Below are 2,161 nucleotides of genomic sequence, written 5' to 3' on the forward strand. Positions count from 1 at the left end.
CCCAAGACCACCCCCCGTCCGAAATGCTTTTAGGCCTGAACCAAGAAGCTGACCGGTGGCTTTTCCGCCAGCGGCGAAAGCTCAGCCGCGCTCCTTCAGCAGTCGGCCCTTCTCGCGCGACCAGTCGCGCTGCTTTTCGGTCTCGCGCTTGTCGTGCAATTTCTTGCCGCGGGCGATCGCCAAGAGCAGCTTGGCGCGGCCGCGGTCGTTGAAATAGATCTTCAGCGGCACCAGCGTCATGCCCTCGCGCTCGACGCTTTGCGACAGCTTGGCCATCTCGCGCTTCGAGACCAGTAATTTGCGGCGCCGGCGCGGCTCGTGGTTGAAGCGATTGGCCTGCAGGTATTCCGGCAGATAGGAATTGATCAGCCAGATCTCGCCGCCCTCGGCGGAGGCGTAAGATTCCTGGATGTTGGCCTGGCCCTGGCGCAGCGACTTGACCTCGGTGCCGGTCAGCACCAAGCCGGTCTCGATCGTGTCGAGCACCTCGTAGGAGAAGCGCGCCTTGCGGTTTTCGGCGACCGTCCTGTTGTTCGGGTCGGCTTTCTTGACTTGATTCATGGCGTCCAGAGTCCGTTTCGAAACTCGCTCCTGCGAGTCAGGTGAAGGTGTCCACAGAGCGCCGAGCGTTTTTAAAACGCGCTAAGGACGCTCTGTAAATCCGACCTTGCGCATGGCCCTCTCCGAAAGCAACGTGCTTTCGGGGCCATGCGCGGAACCGGAGCGGAGCGTACATATAGTACGTGAGCACTGAAGCGCAGGTGGCGCCTTCAGATGGCCGCAGGAGTAGAGTTTCCAAACGGGCTCGCTAATTAATCAAGCCGGCGTGTTTCATCGCCTGGTCGATCTTTTCGGCCGTCGAGGCCTCGATCGTCACCAGCGGCGAGCGCACCACGTCTTCGACCTTGCCAAGCTTCGAGAGCGCATATTTGGCGCCGCACAGGCCGGGTTCGATGAAGATCGCCTTATGCAGCGGCAACAGTCGGTCCTGCAGCTCGAGCGCCTTGGCACTGTCGCCGGAGAGTGTCGCTTCCTGGAATTCGGCGCAGAGCCGCGGCGCGACATTCGATGTCACCGAGATGCAGCCGACGCCGCCATGGGCGTTGAAGCCGAGCGCCGACGCATCCTCGCCCGAGAGCTGGATGAAGTCCTTGCCGCAGGTCATGCGCTGCTCGGAGACGCGCTCGACCTTGCCGGTGGCATCCTTGACGCCGACGATGTTCTTGAAGTCTTGCGCCAGCCTGCCCATCGTCTCCGGCGTCATGTCGATCACCGAGCGCGGTGGGATGTTGTAGATGATGATCGGCAGCCTGGTCGCCTTGGCGACGGCGGCGAAATGCGCGTAAAGGCCGCGCTGCGTGGGCTTGTTGTAATAAGGCGTGACGACAAGGGCGGCATCGGCGCCGGCCTTCTCGGCATATTGCACCAGTCCGACCGCTTCCTCGGTGTTGTTGGAGCCGGCGCCGGCGACGACCGGAACACGGCCCTTGGCCACCTCGATGGCGACCTTCACGACCTGGCGGTGCTCCTCATGCGACAGCGTCGGCGACTCGCCTGTGGTGCCGACCGGGACGAGGCCCGTGGTGCCCTCGGCGATCTGCCATTCGACGAAAGCGCGAAAGGCTTTCTCGTCGAAACGCCCGCTCTTTTCGAACGGTGTGACGAGCGCGGTCAGCGAGCCTCTCAGCATATCTTCCAAACTCCTTGGAACTTTGTCTGTTTACGCATGTCGTTATCCCAAAACCGGTTCCCACTTTTGGGCGACATGCGTCTGTTTTGTTTGCGCGCCTTCTAACCGAAAGCGAAGCCGCGCACCATAGTCTCGACATGGTTTAGCGGCAAGCATCGGCGTAGTGCCAGCAAGCGCAATTCGAACGGCCTCGATAACCTTTTGTTTACGAGCCCTTCACGACCTAAGTCTAGGCTTCGCATCGGGTTCTCTAGTGCCCGCGCCTGCTGACGATGTGCTAGGATTGCAACCATGCCGACGAGGCGGCCTCATCTCTTCGCGCTTTTCGGCGCGATCGTCGCGCTGACGCCGACCATGGCGATCGGCGGCAGCGTCGACGCGCGCGTGACGGCTTCTATTCCCATGCCCGATGCGCCGCAGACGCCTGGCCCCACCGCCCCATTCTTCGACATCGCGCAACTGAAGAGCGGC

3 protein-coding genes are annotated in these 2,161 nt (G+C 61.9%); 1 reads left to right on the forward strand and 2 read right to left on the reverse strand.

The window, feature by feature from the left end:
• Positions 1–81: 81 nt before the first annotated feature.
• Positions 82–561, reverse strand: coding sequence for an SsrA-binding protein SmpB (gene smpB / locus EOA28_RS33480; RefSeq protein WP_041002108.1), 480 nt, complete (start codon positions 559–561; stop codon positions 82–84).
• Between the two features lie 247 nt (positions 562–808).
• Positions 809–1,690: a 4-hydroxy-tetrahydrodipicolinate synthase gene (gene dapA, locus EOA28_RS33485; protein WP_127251725.1), complete on the reverse strand. Its 882-nt coding sequence runs from the start codon at positions 1,688–1,690 to the stop codon at positions 809–811.
• 291 nt (positions 1,691–1,981) lie between these two features.
• Between dapA and EOA28_RS33490 the strand changes: the two genes are divergently transcribed.
• Positions 1,982–2,161: hypothetical protein (locus EOA28_RS33490; RefSeq protein ID WP_148671027.1), on the forward strand; the 180-nt coding region annotated here is incomplete at its 3' end.

The organism is Mesorhizobium sp. M2A.F.Ca.ET.067.02.1.1 (assembly GCF_004023285.1).
Lineage (GTDB): Bacteria > Pseudomonadota > Alphaproteobacteria > Rhizobiales > Rhizobiaceae > Mesorhizobium.

Excerpts from the sequence above, each read along its gene's own strand:
- smpB (WP_041002108.1), bottom strand. The coding sequence starts at position 561 with ATGAATCAAGTCAAGAAAGCCGACCCGAACAACAGGACGGTCGCCGAA.
- dapA (WP_127251725.1), bottom strand. The coding sequence starts at position 1,690 with ATGCTGAGAGGCTCGCTGACCGCGCTCGTCACACCGTTCGAAAAGAGC.